Below are 20415 nucleotides of genomic sequence, written 5' to 3' on the forward strand. Positions count from 1 at the left end.
CGACGATCTAGCCGAGATTTTCACTCTTCCAGACGGAGGGGAAGTTCTGTGATCAAGATCATTTCAGCGCACATCGAGGAATTTCGTGGAATTCGTAAGTTGGACATCAACTTGGCTGAGAAGACCTTCGCGATATCCGGTCCGAACGGCTCGGGAAAAAGTGGGGTCATTGACGCCATCGAATTTGCACTAACTGGTCAAATTGGCAGATTGACCGGAACCGGAACCAAAGGGCTCTCACTAGCAGATCATGGTCCACATGTAGATCACATCAAATTCCCAGATGCCGCATTTGTAGAGCTGGAAGTATCCTTCCCGACGCTTGGCAAAAAAGCCAAGCTCACTCGCAAAGTCTCTGCCCCCAAGAAGCCAAGTATCGAACCGAACGATCCGGACATCGTGGAGATTCTGGACGAAGTTTCTCAGCATCCCGAAATCACTTTGGCGAGAAGAGAAATTCTGAAATTCATCTTGGTCGAACCAACGAAGCGATCTGCACAGATTCAAGAGATTCTAAAGATCGATGAGTTGGGTCAGACCCGTTCGGCACTGAACACAGCATACGGCAAGCTCAACCGGGCAGCGATTGCGGCGGAAAAGGATACGCAGGACAAAAGAAATACACTGTTGCAGCACCTAGGCATCACGTCGTTGTCTGCAGCTGAGATGCTCAAAGCCGTCAATGCAAAGCGCCAGCTGCTAGGACTAGAAATCCACGACACCATAACAGCTGATACAATCATCGACAAAGGCTTGGCAGAGCCTGCTGGTGAACAATCGCTCAATAAATCCGCAGCACTGATCGAACTGGACAAGCTTAACAAAAAGCTCGTCGAGCTTGGACAATCTCCGTCGCCGGATGCAGAAGCTCTTGTCGATCAGATAGAGCAACTTGAAAACGACGCACAGCTCCTTGTTTCGTTGCAACAACGCGATTTGGTGGAAAGTGGATTAAAGCTGGTGGACGGCCCGTCATGTCCGATGTGCGATCATGAATGGCCGGATGAAGCACATCTTCTTTCGCATTTACACGCCAAGCAGCGGAAATCGCAAGCGGCAGGAGAGCTCAAGCAAAAGCTCGTTGAACATGCATCATCGCTTTCGAATGAAGTGGGGAACTTGAAGGCGCTGCTGCTCGAAACTCACCGTATTGCCAAGATTGAGAACGCAGTTGAAATGCTGTCCAGCGTCGTCGCATGGGGCAAAGACTTGGCGTTTTTTCAGGAACAACTAAAGTCTTTCGCAACAATCTTGGAGTTGAAGGATCGCTTGGCCAATGGATGGCCAGCCATACCGGAAGGCTTTCGGGCCAAACTGGCGGACTTTGTGAGCGCTATTCGCGCGAAGCCTGATCAATCAGCTTCGTTGGCCGCACAGAGCTATCTGATCAATGCTGAACAGCGGTTCAAGGACTACAAAGCAGCACGTCTTACCGAGACAGCTTCCCAAAAGGCACGAGACGCCAGCAAAGTCGCATATGACGCTTGGTGCGCAGCGATGGAGTCGGAACTTGACGAGCTTTACGAGGCCGTCGAAGATGATTTCAGCAAGTTTTATCGGCTTTTAAATGACGGCGATGAGCAAAAATTTGTCGCGCGCTTTAAAGCAACTGAAGGGCGTCTCGATTTTGATGTGAATTTCTACGAGCGGGGACTTTTCCCACCAGGTGCTTTTCATAGCGAAGGTCATCAAGATGGCATGGGTGTATGCCTATACCTAGCATTGATGAAGCGGCTATTGGGTGACCGTTTTACCGTTGCGCTGCTCGATGATGTTGTGATGTCTGTCGATGCAGACCATCGCTACCAATTTTGCAAACTTTTGATGGCAGAATTCCCAAACACGCAGTTCGTAATTGCCACCCATGACAAAGTTTGGGCAGAGCAGATGCGTTCGGCAAATCTAGTGACCCGAAAAACATCTATGGCTTTTGATAGTTGGTCTGTGGACACTGGTCCGTTGGTGGAATCAAATCCAGAGATTTGGGCAGAAATTGATGCAGCTTTGACTAAGGGTAAGGTCGAAGTTGCGGCTCCGATTTTGCGGCGTCACATGGAGTTTGTAGCGCGACTACTTGCGGATCAACTGGGGGCGCAAACGGTCTTCAGGGCGGATAACAGCTACGATCTAGGGGGGCTATTACCGAGCGCCTTTTCTAGATTGTCAGATCTCCTAGGAAAAGCCGTCGACTCGGCGCAATCCTGGGGCAACGAGGACCAAAAGTCCAAAGCGCAGGCTCGCAGGCAACGTCTCAAGGAAGCCAATACTCACAAGGGCGAAGAAGACTGGACCGTCAATAAGGCCGTACATTTCAACGAGTGGGCCAATTTTAGTCCCAACGACTTTATGCCTATTGTAAATGCGTTTAAGGATTTGCTGGCATGCGCACAATGCGATGACTGTGGATCATGGCTGTACATTACTCCCAAAGGCACTTCTCCCGAAGGACTTCGGTGTTCATGCAATTCTGTGAACCTAAACCTCAAGAAAAAGCCTAAGTAGCCGCATTTGGGACTTTTATCTCGTTAGCGCGGTGAAGCGAGGTCTGCTTAAGAGGAAACTACCAAGTCATCTGGCACTTGGAGCAAAAGCCCGCGTTCCGCCCATCACGTCGAATGCTGGAGTAGATACTTTGTATAGCTGGCGGCGTGGTCGCCTGCACGTCAACCTTGGGCTAGGCCTTGCGGCCTCCCCTGCTCGGCTTCGCGTGTCGCAGGGGAGAACGGCCCTTCGGTCCGTCGCGCATTCGGCCATGCGGCCTCACCGCGGCGTCGCGCCTGGCATCCCGGTTTGCCCGCCTCGCGAGCACGTCCCTCTCCGGCCGCTCCGCCGGATTGCGCTCTGGTCTGTTTTGGCCCGAGGCCAAAACGATCCCGCCGCTCCATCCGTCTTTCGCGTCCGGTCGGGCCGTTTGCCTGCTCGGGTCGGGCAAACCTACCGTCAAAACACACACACATGAGTGCGGAAGCATATCCTCCGGATGGCCCCCAAATCAGCCCGCGTCAAGGATCGCAAAACTTTTCGGCGAGGGCGGGGCCGGTGGCTTGGGGTGAACCCGTGCGTCAGCGCGCGCATGTGTCGGGTGCCGCGCGCAGAAAACTTTTGCGCCCGGCAAGCCGGCGGCTGCGCCGTCCCTGACCCGGGCAGATTCGGAAACCAGGCATTCGGCCATGCCCCCACACTCACGTGGTGGCCTTGCAACCGAACACTGGAGACCAGACATGGCTTACGACACCGCAAACACCTACGAGACGATCGAGCTTTTCGGGCTGACCGAGAAGGACGCACAGCTTCCGATCCCGGAAGATCACATCCTGACCGACCGCGTCATCCGTGAGAGCTTCGAGGCTCTGCTTGGTCAGTTGCGCGGGACCGGGCTCGAAGCGGAAATCGAACCGCTGGCCCATGGGCTCGCGACGATCCTCCAGCGCCGCAAGGTGGCGCTCGGCAAGGAGGTCGACCGCACCGCCGACAAGATCGGCGCGCTGGCAAAATCCCATGACGGATCGGAGATCGCCGAGACCGCGCTCGAAGAGGCGCAGGCGCGCTTTCTGCAGCTGCGCGAGATCGTCAGCGCAATCGAGGTGATGAGCGAGGCGGCGGCGGAATGCTACGAGATCGAAACTGGCCACGCCTTCATCCCGGCAGCCGGGTCGCGCGCAAGCGTCAGGGCGCAAGAGACCGGGGCGGTCTTCGAGGCACGGCAGCTCCTGGAGCAGCACGACCGTGAAACCGCCGAGAAGTCGAAAGTCGAGGGGGTGCCCCTGATCGTCTCAGGAGCCACCGACTGGACAGATGTCGATGTGATCTTCAACACGCTCGACAAGGTTCGCGAACGGATCAAGCAGAACCGCAACCAGGAGATCTTCCTCTGCCACAAGGGTGGCAAGCACGGGGCGGAGATGATTGCGGCTCGGTGGGCCCGGGCACGCGGGATAGCGCAGGCGCGCTTCGATCCGCGCTGGTCCGCGCACGGGCGGGCGGCACCGTTCAAGTGCAACGACGAAATGCTGGACGACAAGTTCGCGGCGACGGGGGTTGTACTCTTCGGCGGCAACGGGGTCGCGCTGAACCTCGGGCAGAAGGCGGAAGCGAAAGGCCTGACGGTCATGCGGGTTGCGGACCCGGCGAAGAAGGCGTCGCAGGATTGAAGAGAGAGGGTCGCCTTCGGGCGGCCCTTTCGTCGTTTCTTATGGGTGTGGACGTTCTCCAAATCACTTTGCCTAGCAATTTCCTGTTTTGATAGGTATAAGTATGCCAAGCAAAACTTGGAAATGATTGGCATGACTCCCCTCAGCAGCATCGCGATGAGCGCCTATACCGACCTGGTGCGACTTTTGAAGGACGACGCCTTGTCCGGTGTCGAAGGCAAGCCCACGCTGAAGGAGCGTGGGGTTAAGGCCTATTGGTATGCCGCGCGCCGTGTCGGGACGGAGATGCGGTTCATTTATATCGGCGAAGACAGCGACGAGACGCGCGCGCGCATCGACCGGATCGAAGAGCTGCGCCGGGCGGCCAAGGATCGGAAGGTGGAACGGTCGCGGCTTGTCCGGCTCTTGCGTGCGGAAGGCATGACGCCCATCGACCGTGCGACCGGTTCCATCCTGTCGGCAATGGCCGCAGCCGGAACCTTCCGGTTGGGTGGCACCATCGTCGGAACCAATGCATTTCGCCTCTATGAAGGCGAGCTTGGTATCCGTCTGCCAATTGGCGGTATGGCCAATACTGGCGACATCGACATCGCGCAGTTCGAAAAGCTCAGCGTTGCCTTGCAGGATCAGGTCGACCCGGGTCTTGCCGAGACGTTCTCGGCGCTCAAATTCGATCCTCTGCCATCTCTTGACCAAGGTCGGACATGGCGATGGGCCCAGGGTGGCAGCGGCCAGTTGGTCGAGTTTCTCACACCGGCGTTCGGAGATGAGACCCTCCGTGATCTGCCAGCATTGGGCGTGAACGCCCAAGGATTGAACTATCTCAACTTCCTGATCGCTGAGCCGATCCACGCGGCGGCGATCTATAGATCCGGCGTTCTGGTGCAGGTGCCCCGCCCGGAGCGCTATGCGATCCACAAACTGATCATTGCCGACCGGCGCCGCGATGGGGCAGGGAGCCTGAAATCCGCGAAGGACCGCGAGCAGGCGGCTTTCCTTATCGAAGCGATGGCCGAGGACCGGCCCGATGATCTGGCTCGGGCCTATGCCACCGCAATGGAGGTTGGGCCGCGCTGGCGGGAGCACATCGGCAACTCGCTGAAGCGAATGCCTGATACCAGGGGGATGCTCGACAGCTTGGGCGCGTGATGGCCATAACCGGGTCGCCTTCGGGCGGTCCTTTCGTCATATCTCATGGCGCGTGCGATCGGTCACACTTGATCTGCATCTCACGGCGTCCAGCACCGTCATCCCTCTACCCAGCCCGTCAGAGTTCGGCCCATCCGCATCGGTACGGGCTGGGGATGGTGCGCACCTAGCACATCGTCAGCAGCGCAAGACGCGAGGGGTCGAGACGTCGCACTTGAGGCTGAAGCCCTGCTCGACCCTCGGGTGGTGTCGCGGAACATCGCATCCACGCGGGCGGGCGTCATCAGCACCCCGGCCAGGTTCGGCAGGACGTGGACGCGGATGGTGGCGACTGCGTGATGGCACAGGTCAATCGGGTCCCTCCTTTTTGCTATGCATGTGGATCGCACGGGGTCGGCCCGTTCGTGCCCTCTGCTCACGCTTCGGCAAGCACAAATACGGCTTCCACGGCGGAGCCGCGGACCCTCCGCATTTGCGCTTGCGACCGGGCCTCTTGCCCCCGTGCTGGGTGATCCCCATCGCAACAAGGAGTAACCCAAATGACCAACCACTACGTCGCCACCGTCCCCGTTAAGTTCACCGATACCGATGGCCAGGAGCGCACCCGCTTTCAACGCGTGGGCGCCATGTTCCGCAACACCCGCAACGGGGATGGCTCGGAGTTCTTCAGCCTCAAGCTCGATTTTCCGGTCGCGGTCTCGGAGCTGGTGATGTTCCCGCCGAGCGCGAAAGATCCCCAGGACTAAATCCTCTGACGAGGATGGGCCGCCCCAGGACGATCTTGGGGCGGCCCGATCCCTGTTCGAGGGATGCTGGTCCTTGCGCGTTCAACGGACGCACTCCGCCCGGAATGACCAGGCCGCGACAGACCGGCCAGTCAGCCTCAAGGGGGCCATCCACAAAAACCTATCGGCCAGGGCCTCCCGGTTTTTGCGGCAGAGATTTGGGAACCCAAATCTGGCCCTCCTTGACCCTGCCTGTCCGCCCTGTCGGTGGGGTTTGCGCCCGCCCGCGGTTCCGTCCGAACACATGCGTGTTCGGCCAGAGCCTCGGGCGGGGCTGGCGGACCGGACCCCTAGGACAGGTGTCGCCTGGTGGTGAGGTCGGCAGAGCCGCGTCCCTGCGGGCCGCGGGGGAAGCGGACACCAAGGCTGCCTGAGCCTGAATGCGACGGCAGTATATAATTGACATCTTGGTATATTATCGTAAGGTGGGGCAGCCTTGGTGGAAGGTGGCAGGAAATAGGGGGTCTTTCTTCCGCATGTCCCGAACAAAACGCCTGACAGAGATCGAGAAAATGCAGATCGTTCGCGAGGCCGCGGAGGGTGTGTCGACGTCTGAACTTGCGGAGCGTTTTGGGGTTACGTCGCGGGCCGTGCGCTACGTCCTGAAAGCCGATGCCGAGCGCCAGACGGATGCCGCGATCCCGGTCTCGGCGGTCAGTGTGAAGGTCACCGCTGCGGAGCTTGCGGCGCTCGACGAGGTGCTGGCCGCCGCCGGGATCGAGAGCCGGGCCGAGGGGCTGCGGCGGCTCATTCAGGCGGCAGGCGGGGTGTTCGTTCCGGATGCGCAGATGGCAGCAGAGATGGCGCGCTACAGGGCCTCTCTGCACGAGGTCGGCAATGGGGTCGCGCAGATCGCCAAGCAGATGACTCAGGCCAATCGGCAGGGGCAGGGGGGCGGCTCGGAGTTCACCGAATTGCGGCTTGCGCAGATGCGCGGGCTGGCGCGGTTCATCCTGGATTCTGCTGACGAGATCGATCTGCTCCTGCGCCGTCGTCGCGACGCGATGCAGCTGGAGGCTACGGCCGCGCTGAGGGAGTTTGCCCATGCGGCTGAATGATGCCGTCCATACCGTCACTGGCGAGGTCTTCCGGGACGGCTGGAGCCGAATCCGAGGCTCGATGCAGGGGCTGCATGTCGCCAAGCAGAGCCAGCTTTCGCGCGCGGCAGCAGGGCATCGGCCAGCGGTCTTCAAGGCGATCCGGGGTGGGGGCACGCATACCAAATCGCAGCTCGCAAACCAGCTCGATTACCTCACCACCAAGTCCACCCATATCGTGGACAGTAGCGGGTTCCTGGATGGCAAGACGAAGCTCGAGGCGGGTGACATCAAGGACCTGACGGAGCGCTTTGCCAAGCGGTGGGATGCGGGCTTCAAGCCCAGGCTCGGACAGACCACCCACATGCTCATGTCCTTCCCCGTGGGCACGCGTGGGGAGGATGTGCGCGACATTGCGACGGACGTGGCCGAGCGGTTCTTCCAGACCGACGCGGGGCATTTCGACTACATCATCGCGGTGCATGAGGACCGCGATCACCCGCATGCGCATCTGGTGCTGAACCGTCGCTCGCAGGAAGGCGAGTTCTTCTTTCTGGGGCGCAATCATCGCTTCAACTATGATGATTTCCGCCTCGCCATGGTCGAGGAGGCGGAGAAGTACGGCGTGCGGCTGGAAGCCACGCGCCGGGTGGATCGCGGGGTTGTGCATTACCCAGCCCCTACCCGCGAGGTTTATGCGGCGAAAGAAGAGGGTCGCGCACCCCGCGAGCGCGAACGCGTGGGGGCCGACTTGACCCGGACGCTGGCGGAGATCGCCAACACCAGAACCGTCTACCATTCGCTTGCCGTGGAGGCCTCCCGGGAGACCTCCGAGGTCCGCGGGGCCCGCGAAGACATTGCCGCGGCACTCTTCCGCGCGGGCGAGGTGCTGGCGCATGGCGGGCAGGTGGACCGAACAGGAGATGTGTATATGGCCGAGGATCAAAGCTTCGAGGATCTGAGAAGCCTCTATGCGGAAAAGCTCGCGCGGGTGCAGGGCATGATCGCCGAGAAGTCTGACGCGGAACGTCCCGTGCTGGAAAAACGCCTCATCGAGATCCAGACGCAGGTCCAGCACATGCAGCCCTTGGGGCTGCGCTCGGGTTCGCTCTCAGACGCGCCCTCGGAGGGCGGGATCTATTCCGAGGCCAATATTGACGCCAGCCAGCGCGAGCGACTGGCCGAGCCCGATCTGAGATCGCGCATTGACGCGGCACTACACGGCACGGGGATCAGCACATCGGAAGTGGTGGCCCGGATCGAGACGGGCGCCTCAAATGCAGCGCTCGAGCATCAATGGATCGCCAATGATCTCTCCAAAGTGGCTGAGGCGCGCGATCTGAACCTTGAACGCCGCGCCAATCTGGAACAGGCGCGCGATATTCTCAACGATGTGCACGTCGAACTTGGCACGCTTTTGGAGCGGGAAAACGTGCTGCGCCGGGACGGCGTTGTGGAAGCCGAACCGGTCAGCGAGCGGTTCCACTATCAGGAGGACGCGGTCCGGGAGATGGAAGGGACAATCCGTCAGGAGATGCGCACGGAGGGTCTGACAGCGCAGCAGATCGACGACCGGGAGCGGGAGGTTGTCTCAAGGGCGGAGCGCCGGATCGAGACGGAGCAGCGCACGTATCTCGAAGCACATCCGGAACTGCTCGCACGGCCTGGCGATGTGATCGACCGGTCTGAGCCCTACAAGGAGACCATCACCGATGTGGCCCGCGCCAGCGAGATCACCCGCGAGGTCGACCGGATCATGGAGGTACGCGACCTCCGCACGTCCGTTGCGGATGCTGTCGCAGATGACTTGCGCGCGCGCTATCCGGACATGCCGTCCCACCTCACCCGTGGGCTCGGCGCGACCTATGCGGCCGTCGCCGAGATACGCGACACGGAGGCCATCAATCAGGTCCGCCGCGAAACCGTGATGCGCGAGGGGCTTGGGGTTGGCACCCGCGACGAAGTTCTCGCGGCTCGCGATGAAACTGCGCCGCTGTCTGAACGTTCCGACCGCATCGCAGACGAGATTGTGCGTGTCCTGGATCATGAGCGGGCGGGAGAGTTGTCCGCGCCCTTCGAGACCGAGGCGGAGCGGGACGCTTTCCGCGAGGAGATCGCGCGGGTGCTAGACGACCGCCAATTGGGCCGGCTCACTTCCGGCGATGCCGATGCGCTGGACAAGGTTCTCGAGGACCGTCTCGACCGGCTCTATGTGGCCAAGGTCTACCTGCAATCGGATGCCGCGACGGCCAACACCGAGGCCCTGCGCCAAGTGGTCGATGATCTCGCCGACGCCGAATACGAAAAACACCGCGCGACAGACGTGGATGGCGAAACCGAGAGGGGTCAGGTCCATTGAGCGCCTCCATGGGAAAGGTGCGGATCGCCACGGGTGTCTTGCTCGTGACGCTGGTGACCGCCGCGATAGGCTACACCATCGCCTCGGCGGTGCTGACCTACCAGGATCTCGGCTTCGGGGCCGAGTTCGACTTTGCTTATATCGCGCAGAACTATCTGGCGATTCTCGATCGCCGCCCCGAGGATGCCCAGCTCATCCATCTGATCATCGGCAGCTTTGCCGCCGCCGGCATGATGCTGAGCCTCGCCCTGTCAGGGTCCGCCCTGACACGCTTTGGCCAGACCCATTGGCAGACCGCGCGCGAGATGAAGGCCAATGGCTTCTTCGGGGCCCCCGGGACCGGGTTCATCCTCGGCAAACTCGGCTCTCCTAAATCCCGCGCGAAGTACATCTGCTCGAAGGTCTTCCCACACGCGCTGATCGTGGCCCCCACGGGTCGCGGCAAGACCACGGGCTTTGTCATTCCGAACCTGCTGACCTGGCAAGGCTCCGCCGTGACGCTCGATGTGAAGGGCGAGTGTTTCGAGGCCACGGCCCGGCACCGCGCCGCCCAAGGTGACAAGGTCTATCGCTTTGCCCCTACCGATTGGGAGGGCAAGCGCACGCATCGCTACAATCCGCTCCTGCGCATCTTCGAACTGAAAGACCCCGCGCGCCAGCAAATGGAATTGCAGCTCCTCGCGACGCTGTTCCTGCAGAGCGACAATGACCGGGTGCAGGGCCTTCTCAAAGGCGGGATCGATCTCTTCGTGGCGGCAGGGCTCTTGGCCTTCCAGCGCAAGCGTCCGACCTTGGGCGAGATCTACCGCATCGCCGCCTCGGGCGGGAACAAGCAAAAGGAGTATTTCGCACGGGGTCATGAGGTGGAGAACAGGGCCGCCAAGCTGATCTTCACGCGGCTTGCCTCAACCAACAACGACACGCTGACCTCCTACGTTTCGCTTTTGATGACCTCGGGGCTCGATCAATGGCAGAACCCAGCCATTGATGAAGCGACGGCGGTGTCGGACTTTGATTTCCGCACGATCCGCAAGAAGCCCTTCTCGGTCTATCTCGTTGTCCAGCCGTTGATGGTGAAGCCACTGGCGCCCCTGATCCGCCTCTTCTTCTCCGATCTTCTCTCCGCCATGCAGGAAAAGGACCCCGGGCCGGATGAGCCGTGGCCCGTGATGATCATGCTCGACGAGTTCAACCGTTTGGGGAAGATGCCCATCGTGGTCGAGAGCATCGAAACCCTGCGGACCTATCGCGGCCACCTGGCAGTGGTCACCCAGACCATCCCCGCCCTCGATGAAATCTATGGTGAGAACACCCGCCGTGCCCTGCAAGGCAACGCTGGTGTAAAGCTCTACTTGACGCCCTCCGACGAAAAAACCGTCGAGGAGCTGAGCAAGGCTGTCGGCAAGACCACGAAAACCGTGGTCACCCGCTCGCAGTCTATCGGCAAGAACCCCTTCGAGGGCCGCAGCCAGTCGACCCGAACGGAAGAAAGCTCGCTGCTCCCCGAAGATGAGGCGCGCCGCCTGCCGCTCGACGAGATCGTCATGGTGATCGATGCGCAAATGCCGGTCCGCGCAAAACGGATCCAGTATTTTGATGATCGGCTGTTCAAGGCGATCCACGCGGCTCAGACGGGCGAGTTGCCGTTTCCGCAGCCTGGGGGAGGGGGGCCGCAGGGCAATCTGCCGCCGAGTATGCGCGCCATGCCGATGACACCGCCACCGAACGGGTCAAGCGGACCCGGGGCCGACGCGGAGGGTGTACGCCAGGCTGCTGATGGCAAACCGTCAGGGAAAACTGATGTCGCTCCAAAGAAGACCGCGCCTGTCGTTCAAGCTGTGATCGCCGAGGAACAGCGACAGATGGAGATGGATTTTGAGGGCCTGGTCGCGGATGCCGAGACAGTGGGGGTGGATGATGACGCGCAGATGCGCTCTGCCGTTGATGGCTTGGACGATATGGAAGCGATGCTGCAGGAGGAGGGTGGCAAAAAGCCAATTCACCGGTAGGGCGGTGGGCATGGTCTGACGGTCATAGAGGGCGGGAAGCGGTCATTCACTGCACTTGGCGCCAAGGTCTGCTACGCGGACAAAGTGCCCTTTCGCTGCAGCAGCAACAAGGTCTGCTTCCACGTCGTCCTAGGTGCCGCCCCAAAGATATCAATCATGCATATCACCTAAGCTATTCGATCTGGTGCTTGTCATGTCCAAACAGCGGCGCCTCGACGTCACAAGCTTCATTACGCTCAAATTCCAGCGTGGAATGATCAATCCCAAACTCAGCGCCAATTTGCGTCTTTAGCTCTGCCTTGATCTGCTCCAACTGGCCCCATGCAACATCTTCGACGACGACATGCGCATCGAGCGCTGGAGCATTCTCTTCCATCTGCCACAAGTGCACATGGTGGACGTCGCTAACGCCCTCTGTTTGGCGCAAAACGGCCACCACGTCACCTCCATCAATGTCCGGCGGGCTGCCAAGCATCAGCGTCCGGATCGGGCCACCAATCTCAGCGAAGGCCAGGTACAGAATATAGAGCGCGATACCAATCGTGATCGCAGGATCAACCCAACGCATGTCATAGAGGATGATCAGCGTGCCACCGACAATCACAGCGACTGAAGCCAAAGCGTCGGAGAGGTTGTGGAGGAACAAGGCGCGGGTGTTCTGGCTGCCCTTCTGCATGGAATAGGTCAACCCCGCCGTCAGGGCATCAACCACCAGTGCCAGTCCCGCGATGATGACGACTGTCCACCCTTTCACCTCAGGCGGCTCGATAAGGCGCATGCCGCCTTCATAGATCAGATAGAGCCCGATCACGATCAGCGTCGTGTAGTTGATCAAGGCCGCCACGGTCTCGATCCGGCCATAGCCGAAGGTCATTCGCTCATCAGCGGGCCGCCGCGCGATCTTGCGGGCCGCAAAGGCAATGACAAGCGCGGCCATGTCCGAGAAGTTATGCAGCGCATCCGCGATCAGGGCGAGAGACCCTGCGAAGATGCCGCCGACGATCTGCGCAACCGTCAGAAGACCGTTCGCCCAAATCGCAATTGCTACCCGGCGATCCCCGCTGGACGGGTCCAGATGGGCATGGCTGTGACCATGGTGATCATGCGGCACGGGTCTCTCCCTCATGCTGGTGCGCAATTGAGGCGTCGGGTTTCAGACGGCCTGCGCGGAAGGCCCGCACACGCGCATTCATCCAGTGCCGGATGATGTTCCGATAGAGCCATCCGCGCAAACGCCCGAATTTCTGCTCATGCTCTGCATAGAAAGCGTCGGGCGTGTCGAACGTTCCGAAATCCTGCACGATCCCGGTATCCTGGATATATGTGTCCTGCCCTGTCCACTCGACAGGCGGCGCGTTGAGGCAATCCGTCCCAGCACCGTAACCGCACAGACTCTCGCGGTCGGTAAACGACGATTGCAGAACCTTCAGGAACGCGCTGTCGAGAATGAAGCCTTCGAGATTGATCCACTTGCCGTCCAGTGCGACCTCGATCCACGAATGCAGGATCTCTTCCGGCGCAATCGGGTAGACCAGCTCCGGCACAACACCGCGCTGAAGGCCCTTGTGGATCGTGAACCCGTGGATTCTGCACTTTATGCCCACACCCCGAAGGAGCGCCATAAGGAGCGTGCCCTTCGTATTGCACTGACCATAGCCATCAGACAGCACCTCGGACGCTGGAATGTCGTCGGCGCGGTTGTAGCCGAAGGCGATCTCGTTGCGGATATAGTCATAGATCGCGCCAATCTTGTCGGTGTCGGACAGATCACGCCAACCCCTTGCAGCGATGAGCTCCGCTATGGGCGCCGCCCCAAAATCCAGGATCGGGGTTGCGGTCAATAAAGGGTCATTATGTGCCACGATGGGGCTCCTCGAATCTTTCGAGTACAGAGATAATTGCTACAGTCGCTGTAGGTTCAAGCAAAAACTTCGAATAGTTTTCTGTGCTCACTCACACCCCAATTTGATCGTGCTCGGTCAGACACTCCGAATGGTCTCTTAGCACTTCAAGGACGCGGCATTGCGATGCGTTGCCGCCACTACATTCCTTGACCATGCGTTTCAATTCCGCGCGCAACGCTTTCAAGCGCTCCATTCTCTGCTCAACGAGCTTCAATTGTCGGCGTGCGATCTCATCGGCTTCGTGACAGGGCCGGTCCGGCGCGTCGGACAAATCAAGCAACTCCCGGATCGCGTCGAGCGGAAATCCCAACTGTCTGCTGTGCCGGATGAATGCGAGGCGATCAAGTTCAGCGTCACCATAGCGACGTTGCCCGCCTTCAGTCCGACCAGGTTCCGGCATCAATCCAATCTGCTCATAGTAGCGGATCGTCTGAACCTTGGTGCCGGTCCTCTTCGCAAGAGTCCCAATTGTGAGCATGTCGAAACCCCGTTAATCCTCTAGTGAATGTAGATTTATCTCACTCATGGCGCAACCGCGGAAATCACGTTTTGGCGATCTCTGGCGCGCTCTTTAGAAAACCACTTGAACCTACAGTAGCTAGAGGATGTAAACCGGCTCAAAACCGAGAATCAAACGGGCGAAATAACGTGCGTCTTTCAGTTATTCAGAGACTATTGTGGGGTCTGGCAGGCACAGCGCTTCTTGCCTTTGCGGCATTCCAGTATTTCGAACCTTCGACCGATACCGACGCTAATGCCTCTAACCCTGCGTTTTACGCCGATTTCGAACTGACCGATCATCGTGGATTGGTGCAGACGGATGAGTACTTTGCCGGGCGGTGGATGCTTGTCTTTTTTGGCTTTGCCAACTGCCCAGATGTATGCCCAACGACGCTCGCCGAAGTTGCCGCCGTCATGGAAGACCTAGGAACAGATGCAGAGAAAATACAGCCTATCTTCATCTCGATTGATCCTGAACGCGACACACCCGCTGCGCTGGCCGAGTATGTGCCCTTGTTCAATGCAGGCATCATTGGGCTGACCGGCACGCCGGAGCAGATTGCTGAGACGTCCGAGACCTTTCCGATCTTCTATGAGCGGATCGAGGAGGCCTCAGCACCAAATGGCTACACAATGGGCCACACATCGCATCTATTCCTCTTCGATCCAAAGGCGCGCTTCACCGACTCTTGGGCTTATGGCACCTCTGCCGAAGAGATACTTACCGATCTAAGAGAGAGGCTCTGACCCAAATGAACCGATTATACGGAGAAACTGCCCTCGGGCTGGCTTGGGTGATCGCCCTCATCGCCTCGCTTGCTGTTCTGTTCATTGGCGAAGTGCTGGGGCAGACACCTTGTGTTCTTTGCTGGTTCCAGCGCGCCTTCATGTTTCCACTGGCGATAATTCTTGGGCTGGGACTATGGTGGCAAGATCCGCGTGTTGGTCGGTACGGTGTCGTACTCGCACTTGGTGGCGCAGCAGTGGCTGCTTGGCATATGGGGTTATATGTCGGGATCATACCTGAACGCGTCCAACCTTGTACTGCGACGGGGCCCTCTTGCACTGACGACAACCAGTTGGTGTTAGGCATCCCCATTCCGCTGATGGCCGTTGTTACATTTGCGCTTATTGGTGCGCTTTCAGTCCTATCTCTCAAGGAGAAAAAATCATGAACCGACGCGGGTTGATTATTTCCGTTCTCGCAATGGGTGCTGCCGGTTTTGGTGGGGCCGCGTGGTATGTAAACCAACCAAAACCGTCATCTGAACGTGCGGTTGTCGCGCCAGAGTTGGCGGACGCTTTGATGCGACCATATTCGCCTGTTTTGGGGCCCGCTGAAGCCCCCGTGACCATCGTTGAGTTCCTCGATCCAGCCTGCGAGGCCTGTCGCGCATTTCACCCCGTCGTAAAAGATATTTTGGACAAAAATCCCGAAGCCGTGCGTGTTGTCATACGATACACCCCGTTTCACGGACCGATTTCGGATATAGCCGTCAAGTTGCTAGAAGCGGCCCGGATGCAGGGCAAGTTCGAACAGGTGCTAAATGCTCTAATGGCTTATCAAGACGCGTGGGCGGCGCATGGGGCGTTTGATCAACAAAAGCTGGGAAAGATCGCGGCCGGAGCCGGGCTCGATCTCGAACTTGCGATAGAGCAGATGAAATCACCCGATATCGTGGCAATCGTCAATCAGGACAAAGCGGACGTAGAAACAATGGGCGTTCGCCAGACCCCAACGTTCTACATCAATGGCAAGCCGCTAGATCCGTTTGGAATGGACGAATTGAGACAACAGGTTGACGCCGAAGTAGCTGCAGTTGGCAGCTAGTGGTCAAAAAGGGAACCGCAAAGTGAAGACAGTACTCTATGGCCTGATGGCCGCAAGCATGTTCGCATCAAGCACAGCGACCCCGGTAGAAGCTGGTTCGGAAGACGTTGTCGTCGAAGATGCCTGGGCGCGCGCGTCAATCGGCGTAAACCGTCCGGGTGTCGCGTATATGACAATCCGCAATACAGGCGACGAGGCTGTGATACTTACTGGCCTCCGCACGGATTTGGCGATGATGCCTGATATTCACCAGACATCCACAAATGCCGATGGTGTTAGCTCAATGGCACCTGCAGGCGAGATCGAGATTGCGCCGGGTGAATCTGTGTCTCTGGAACCGGGTGGCCTTCACGCCATGCTGATGCGCTTGCAGCGACCGATGGCCAAGGGCGAAAGCTTTTCCTTGACGCTCGACTTCTCGGACGGTGGTGAGATCGTGGTCGAGGTTCCAATTCTAGGTATTGCAGCGCGCGGTCCCGAGAGCTAATGACCCGACGGTCGATCCTCAAGTATGCCTTCGCTGGCATCGCGGCGATCGTCCTGACACTTGTTGTTGGGTGGTGGCAGGTCGATGGCCCCGGCGCGCCCGAACAAGCGGGGTTGCGCCCGGTTGCCCTATCTGAAATGGAATTCCGCCTGACAGATCACGAAGGTAACGAGGTTGGACCCGAAAACCTTATCGGCAGCCCGTCAATGGTCTTCTTCGGCTTCACCTATTGCCCGGACGTTTGTCCGACGACTCTGTCGGATATTTCCGGCTGGCTTGATGACCTGGGCGAAGAGGCGGAGGGAATGAACGTGGTGTTCATCACCGTCGATCCAGAGCGGGATACTGTCGAGGCAATGGCCGAGTATGTCGGCTATTTCCATCCGTCGATCCGCGGGTGGACTGGCCCGGAAGAGGAAATTGCGCGCGCAGCACAGGGCTTCCGCGCACGCTATGGGCGGGTGCCGACCGAAGGTGGCGACTACACCATGAACCACACTGCCAGCGTTTTCCTTTTCGACGCGAAAGGCCGGTTCAGCACCATGATCGACTATCACGAGCCGAGGGAATTCGCAGTGCCGAAAATCCGGCGTGCGCTCAATAGAGAAACTGGGGGGCAACATGAGAATTAGAACAATCGCGGCAGGTTTCGCATTCGTATCGGTGCTGTCGGTGGGCGGGTTGGCAATATCGGGCATCTGGTCGAAGGATCCGATCCCTCCCGGTCTGGCAGCTGCAACCACTTGGTCGCCACCTCAACTCCCGCTTCCCACTTCTATTGAAACGGAAACACCGCAGGTCGCACAAACACGTGTGGAGCCCGCAATACCACTCCAGTCCATGCCACGTCTGGAGGTTGCGAGCGCCGATACTCTCTTACCGACGATAGAACCTCCGCTCTCCAACTGGTCACGCGATATCGCAACCGGCGAGACGCTCGACACCGTTCTTGAAGAAGCAGGTCTCTCAGCGACTGACCGTGCCGAGGTCGCTCTGGCCCTCGGCGCGGAATATGATCTGAGGCGACTTAGGCCTGGGCATTCGGTCACCGTTGTCTCGACGATGGACGGCAGCCCGCGCAGCGTCGCGCTCTCCGTCGAGGACGGTGTGCGGATCGAGGCGATCTTTGGCGAAGAGTTGGCCACGCAGGTCGTGACCCCGGCTCCCGACTTCATAACATCGGCGGGCGAAGCGGTGATCGACAGCTCGCTTTTTGCCGCGCTGGAAGAAGCCGAGATGCCTGCCCGCTTCGCTGTCGATTTGGCACAGATGCTGGGTGGAATCGTCGACTTCCGTCGTGAGGTGACCGGCGGAGAAACGCTTCGGCTACTGTGGCGCGAGGCCCGTGTTGGCGAAGACAGAATTGGTCAGCCGGAACTTACCTTTGCATCGCTGGAGATCGGCGGCGCACTTTATGAAGTTGTCTGGCCGGTAAGCGGTAGCGATCGGGCAACGATTTACGTCAATGGCACGGTTCTCCGCGTTTTTGCACAGCCTGTCGAAGGGGCGCGATTAAGCTCGGTATTTGGCCGCCGTACGCACCCGGTCTACGGCAATGTCCGGATGCACACAGGTGTCGATTTCGCGACGGCAAGCGGAACGCCGGTTCAAGCGACAGCACCGGGACGGATCAGCTTCATCGGCTGGCGGGGCGGCTATGGTCGCGTGGTCGAAATCGCCCACGGCTCAGACACAATGACACGCTATGCGCATCTCAGCGCTGTGCCCGAGGGCCTGGCACAAGGCCAACGCGTTGCGGCGGGAGATGTGATCGGTCGCGTCGGCGCGACTGGCACGGCGACGGGCCCGAACCTGCACTACGAAGTCCTCGTGGATGGACGCCCTACTGACCCCCTCTCTGACGACAGACTTGCCGAAGCGGCTGAGAGCGAAGCGGATGATACAGCCGCGCTTTTGCGTCTGGTCGAGGCGCGGGCGCTTCTGAATGAAAACCTCGGCAGCGACATTGCCGAAACGACAACCGAAAGGCTCTGACCCATGAGACGCATGATCCAAGCTCTTGCCATCACACTCGCCCTGTTACCGGCGGCGCAGGCCCTCGCGGAGGCAACCCCAATAGACGTCCGCAAGACCAATGGATGCGGTTGCTGTCTGTCCTGGATGAATCATCTTGAGGAGAACGGCTTCGCACCAATAGGCCAGGACATGTTCGGCGGCCTTCTCGTGCGCTTCAAACTCGACAACGGAGTGCCGCAGCGCATGGTCTCCTGTCACACTGGGCTCGTGGACGGTTACGTGATCGAGGGACATGTGCCTGCAGCCGACATCCGCCGCCTTCTGAACGAACGCCCCGATGCGGTCGGTCTCGCAGTCCCCGGAATGCCCTATGGTTCGCCAGGGATGGGGCCGGAAGACGAACGCGATGCCTACGACGTCTTCTTGATCCAGAAAGACGGCTCGACCGAAATATTTTCGAGCTACCCAGCAGGGTAACCGAGCCGAATTATGGAAGTCCTTTCCCCAATCTAGCTAACCTATTCAGCCGCTTCAGCGCAGACCGGCCAATGGTATCCAAAGTAGTTACGTTGCAACATGTTGACAGTCAACAAAACACAAGTACTCGGCATACTAGCTGTCGTCGGCGCCGTCGCCACTGATCAGGTAACAAAAGCCTGGGTTGTCGCGAGCGCCGATACCCTAAAAGACGGGATCGCTGTCTTTCCCGGGCTTAATCTCACGTTCCATCGCAATGATGGCGTAACCTTCGGGCTTTTGGGTGGCGCCCCCTGGTGGGGCCTCTTGCTTCTTGCGCTTATCATTTGTGCCTGGCTCCTGATCATGATGCTTCGCACAGAGAGCAGTATAGAAGCGATTGCGTATGGGGCGATCATAGGTGGCGCGCTCGGCAATGTCGTTGATCGCATCCATTATGGAGCCGTAACAGACTTCCTTGATTTTTTCATTGGATCTGCACACTGGCCGACTTTCAACATGGCAGACGTATTCATTGTCGGAGGTGCCGGATTACTGCTGGTGGTACCAGTGATCCAGAGGCACTTCGAGGGCGATCATTGAAGACATTGCCCCAAGTTTCATTCGGCGGATTTTTTGCCTGAGCAACTGTTTCCTCGATTTGCCGGACAAGAAAAATTTCTCGTGCCACAAGTCTGAATAATCTATGTTGGCATTGTAGGTGCCTACTCCGGCGAGCTTGCCGATCGCTCAAGTATTGACTTTTCTAAAGGCACCGCGACAAAACCAAGTTTCGAAATCGAACCAGTAACCACCCGCAGATATTGAATCATAAAGAAGGTTGCTCAAAAAAGGACTTGCTCGGCGCATGCACCTACCAACGCTTACTTTATGCCGAACCTGCCGTGACGCGGATCCAACCCTGTATGATCAAGTGGTATCAACGCTAAAGGCAGCGAATGTGAAGGCAAAATTGCAGCACGTCGATTGCATGTCCGGCTGCATGCGACCACAAACGCTTGCAGTCCGACAGAACGACAAGACTGCTTATCTTTTCGGTGAGATAACTGCTCAAGACCTGCCGGACATCCTGACATTCATCCGGATGTATCAGGAAAGCCCAGACGGTAACTTCGCGGATGCAAGGCCACTTGGAAAGCTGCGTTTCAAGGCTATTGCTCGCATTCCCGCAGATGTGCAGTAAACCACCCGCACCACGATATTAGTAGCTCCTGCGGTGAATTATTGCATTCAGTACAGTGTTGACAGCAGCAGATTTCAAATCAATTTGGCGCTGCGGAACTTAGGCATGCCGGTTTCGTACTTGACCTGCTACCGCCTAATCGGACAGAAACAGTCATTACGGTGCTCAAAGGTGCAAATGCATTAGAGCTGAAACGGGAATGAGGACGGTGGACCAAATCGCGGCACCGAAACCTCAACCGCCCCCGCGACTGTGAGCGGCGAGCTACCTTCCATTTCCACTGGTGCGAGAGTGCTGGGAAGGGGGAAGACGGCATCGACCCGCGAGTCAGGAGACCGGCCGTATATTGAACGTAACTTGCGCCGTCGGGTGTGACGGCAAGGAGGACTAAAATGACGACAAACGCTATCAAAGCATCCGCTGTAGGATCAACCATTCTGCCCGCAGTGTTCGCCCTTATTCTGGGTTTGGGTGTTGTTACTGTGACCGGCCATGCTCAAGCTTCTGGCCTGCATGACGCTGCTCACGATGTGCGCCACGCAACTGGCTTTCCCTGCCACTAAGA

At 58.7% G+C, this 20415-nt stretch carries 20 protein-coding genes and 1 riboswitch; of the genes, 17 read left to right on the forward strand and 3 right to left on the reverse strand.

Going from position 1 to position 20415, the window contains the following annotated elements; all coding sequences use genetic code 11:
- Nucleotides 1-48: 48 nt before the first annotated feature.
- From SHM7688_RS06085 to SHM7688_RS06120, 7 genes are all read left to right on the forward strand, one after another.
- Nucleotides 49-2502 (forward strand): AAA family ATPase, encoded by a 2454-nt coding sequence (locus SHM7688_RS06085; protein WP_058239113.1) that lies wholly within the window; start codon nt 49-51, stop codon nt 2500-2502.
- A 719-nt stretch (nt 2503-3221) separates the two neighbouring features.
- Nucleotides 3222-4151 (forward strand): DUF2493 domain-containing protein, encoded by a 930-nt coding sequence (locus tag SHM7688_RS06095; RefSeq protein WP_058239115.1) that lies wholly within the window; start codon nt 3222-3224, stop codon nt 4149-4151.
- A 156-nt stretch (nt 4152-4307) separates the two neighbouring features.
- Nucleotides 4308-5300, forward strand: coding sequence for a nucleotidyltransferase family protein (locus SHM7688_RS06100; RefSeq protein ID WP_262974993.1), 993 nt, complete (start codon nt 4308-4310; stop codon nt 5298-5300).
- 539 nt (nt 5301-5839) lie between these two features.
- Nucleotides 5840-6046, forward strand: a complete 207-nt coding sequence (locus SHM7688_RS06105; protein ID WP_007120662.1) for a hypothetical protein — start codon at nt 5840-5842, stop codon at nt 6044-6046.
- A 515-nt stretch (nt 6047-6561) separates the two neighbouring features.
- Nucleotides 6562-7143, forward strand: coding sequence for a helix-turn-helix domain-containing protein (locus SHM7688_RS06110; RefSeq protein WP_058239117.1), 582 nt, complete (start codon nt 6562-6564; stop codon nt 7141-7143).
- Nucleotides 7130-9481, forward strand: a complete 2352-nt coding sequence (locus SHM7688_RS06115; protein WP_058239118.1) for a relaxase/mobilization nuclease domain-containing protein — start codon at nt 7130-7132, stop codon at nt 9479-9481. The genes SHM7688_RS06110 and SHM7688_RS06115 overlap by 14 nt, the downstream gene beginning before the upstream one ends.
- 8 nt (nt 9482-9489) lie before the next feature.
- Nucleotides 9490-11490, forward strand: coding sequence for a type IV secretory system conjugative DNA transfer family protein (locus tag SHM7688_RS06120; protein WP_035252735.1), 2001 nt, complete (start codon nt 9490-9492; stop codon nt 11488-11490).
- A 172-nt stretch (nt 11491-11662) separates the two neighbouring features.
- Here SHM7688_RS06120 and SHM7688_RS06125 read toward each other — a convergent pair whose 3' ends face one another.
- The 3 genes from SHM7688_RS06125 to SHM7688_RS06135 form a co-directional block, all read right to left on the reverse strand.
- Nucleotides 11663-12601, reverse strand: coding sequence for a cation diffusion facilitator family transporter (locus SHM7688_RS06125; RefSeq protein ID WP_058239119.1), 939 nt, complete (start codon nt 12599-12601; stop codon nt 11663-11665).
- A complete protein-coding gene (locus tag SHM7688_RS06130; protein ID WP_035253419.1) occupies nt 12591-13352 on the reverse strand; it encodes a transglutaminase-like domain-containing protein in 762 nt (253 codons plus the stop codon). The genes SHM7688_RS06125 and SHM7688_RS06130 overlap by 11 nt, the downstream gene beginning before the upstream one ends.
- A gap of 91 nt (nt 13353-13443) precedes the next feature.
- Entirely contained in the window at nt 13444-13872 is a 429-nt protein-coding gene (locus SHM7688_RS06135) for a MerR family transcriptional regulator (protein ID WP_035253418.1), read from the reverse strand.
- Nucleotides 13873-14078: 206 nt separating this feature from the next.
- On the opposite strand from SHM7688_RS06135, the gene SHM7688_RS06140 reads away from it, so the two are divergent.
- The 10 genes from SHM7688_RS06140 (at nt 14079) to SHM7688_RS19345 (ending at nt 20413) form a co-directional block, all read left to right on the forward strand.
- Entirely contained in the window at nt 14079-14642 is a 564-nt protein-coding gene (locus SHM7688_RS06140) for an SCO family protein (RefSeq protein WP_046212147.1), read from the forward strand.
- Nucleotides 14643-14647: 5 nt separating this feature from the next.
- Nucleotides 14648-15070 carry a disulfide bond formation protein B gene (locus tag SHM7688_RS06145; protein ID WP_035253416.1) on the forward strand — a complete coding sequence of 141 codons (423 nt, stop codon included), beginning with the start codon at nt 14648-14650 and terminating at the stop codon, nt 15068-15070.
- Nucleotides 15067-15726, forward strand: a complete 660-nt coding sequence (locus tag SHM7688_RS06150; RefSeq protein ID WP_035253415.1) for a DsbA family protein — start codon at nt 15067-15069, stop codon at nt 15724-15726. The genes SHM7688_RS06145 and SHM7688_RS06150 overlap by 4 nt, the downstream gene beginning before the upstream one ends.
- Nucleotides 15727-15772: 46 nt before the next feature.
- Nucleotides 15773-16213, forward strand: coding sequence for a copper chaperone PCu(A)C (locus SHM7688_RS06155; RefSeq protein WP_035253414.1), 441 nt, complete (start codon nt 15773-15775; stop codon nt 16211-16213).
- A complete protein-coding gene (locus tag SHM7688_RS06160) occupies nt 16213-16845 on the forward strand; it encodes an SCO family protein (protein WP_058239120.1) in 633 nt (210 codons plus the stop codon). Before SHM7688_RS06155 ends, SHM7688_RS06160 begins: the two co-directional genes overlap by 1 nt.
- Before the next feature lie 208 nt (nt 16846-17053).
- Complete coding sequence (locus SHM7688_RS06165; protein WP_370001670.1) at nt 17054-18208, forward strand: M23 family metallopeptidase; 1155 nt, start codon at nt 17054-17056, stop codon at nt 18206-18208.
- Between the two features lie 3 nt (nt 18209-18211).
- The gene (locus SHM7688_RS06170) at nt 18212-18667 is read left to right on the forward strand and encodes a DUF411 domain-containing protein (RefSeq protein ID WP_035253402.1); all 456 of its coding nucleotides are present in this window, start codon (nt 18212-18214) and stop codon (nt 18665-18667) included.
- A 99-nt stretch (nt 18668-18766) separates the two neighbouring features.
- Nucleotides 18767-19249: a signal peptidase II gene (lspA, locus tag SHM7688_RS06175; RefSeq protein WP_035253400.1), complete on the forward strand. Its 483-nt coding sequence runs from the start codon at nt 18767-18769 to the stop codon at nt 19247-19249.
- Nucleotides 19250-19514: 265 nt separating this feature from the next.
- Entirely contained in the window at nt 19515-19850 is a 336-nt protein-coding gene (locus SHM7688_RS06180; protein WP_035253399.1) for a DUF1636 family protein, read from the forward strand.
- 144 nt (nt 19851-19994) lie between these two features.
- Nucleotides 19995-20208: riboswitch (cobalamin riboswitch) on the forward strand.
- A 34-nt stretch (nt 20209-20242) separates the two neighbouring features.
- Nucleotides 20243-20413 carry a CbtB domain-containing protein gene (locus SHM7688_RS19345; RefSeq protein WP_074964317.1) on the forward strand — a complete coding sequence of 57 codons (171 nt, stop codon included), beginning with the start codon at nt 20243-20245 and terminating at the stop codon, nt 20411-20413.
- The last annotated feature ends 2 nt before the right edge of the window (nt 20414-20415 follow it).

Origin of the sequence: Shimia marina (genome assembly GCF_001458175.1) — a bacterium.
Classification (GTDB): Bacteria; Pseudomonadota; Alphaproteobacteria; order Rhodobacterales; family Rhodobacteraceae; genus Shimia; species Shimia marina.

Bases quoted from the DNA above. Each gene is read 5' to 3' on its own strand.
- SHM7688_RS06155 (WP_035253414.1), top strand. From the start codon at position 15,773: ATGGCCGCAAGCATGTTCGCATCAAGCACAGCGACCCCGGTAGAAGCT.
- SHM7688_RS06120 (WP_035252735.1), top strand. From the start codon at position 9,490: ATGGGAAAGGTGCGGATCGCCACGGGTGTCTTGCTCGTGACGCTGGTG.
- SHM7688_RS06170 (WP_035253402.1), top strand. From the start codon at position 18,212: ATGAGACGCATGATCCAAGCTCTTGCCATCACACTCGCCCTGTTACCG.
- SHM7688_RS06100 (WP_262974993.1), top strand. From the start codon at position 4,308: ATGAGCGCCTATACCGACCTGGTGCGACTTTTGAAGGACGACGCCTTG.
- SHM7688_RS06165 (WP_370001670.1), top strand. From the start codon at position 17,054: ATGCCACGTCTGGAGGTTGCGAGCGCCGATACTCTCTTACCGACGATA.
- SHM7688_RS06105 (WP_007120662.1), top strand. From the start codon at position 5,840: ATGACCAACCACTACGTCGCCACCGTCCCCGTTAAGTTCACCGATACC.
- SHM7688_RS19345 (WP_074964317.1), top strand. From the start codon at position 20,243: ATGACGACAAACGCTATCAAAGCATCCGCTGTAGGATCAACCATTCTG.
- lspA (WP_035253400.1), top strand. From the start codon at position 18,767: ATGTTGACAGTCAACAAAACACAAGTACTCGGCATACTAGCTGTCGTC.
- SHM7688_RS06115 (WP_058239118.1), top strand. From the start codon at position 7,130: ATGCGGCTGAATGATGCCGTCCATACCGTCACTGGCGAGGTCTTCCGG.
- SHM7688_RS06160 (WP_058239120.1), top strand. From the start codon at position 16,213: ATGACCCGACGGTCGATCCTCAAGTATGCCTTCGCTGGCATCGCGGCG.
- SHM7688_RS06110 (WP_058239117.1), top strand. From the start codon at position 6,562: ATGTCCCGAACAAAACGCCTGACAGAGATCGAGAAAATGCAGATCGTT.
- SHM7688_RS06095 (WP_058239115.1), top strand. From the start codon at position 3,222: ATGGCTTACGACACCGCAAACACCTACGAGACGATCGAGCTTTTCGGG.
- SHM7688_RS06150 (WP_035253415.1), top strand. From the start codon at position 15,067: ATGAACCGACGCGGGTTGATTATTTCCGTTCTCGCAATGGGTGCTGCC.
- SHM7688_RS06180 (WP_035253399.1), top strand. From the start codon at position 19,515: ATGCACCTACCAACGCTTACTTTATGCCGAACCTGCCGTGACGCGGAT.
- SHM7688_RS06145 (WP_035253416.1), top strand. From the start codon at position 14,648: ATGAACCGATTATACGGAGAAACTGCCCTCGGGCTGGCTTGGGTGATC.
- SHM7688_RS06135 (WP_035253418.1), bottom strand. From the start codon at position 13,872: ATGCTCACAATTGGGACTCTTGCGAAGAGGACCGGCACCAAGGTTCAG.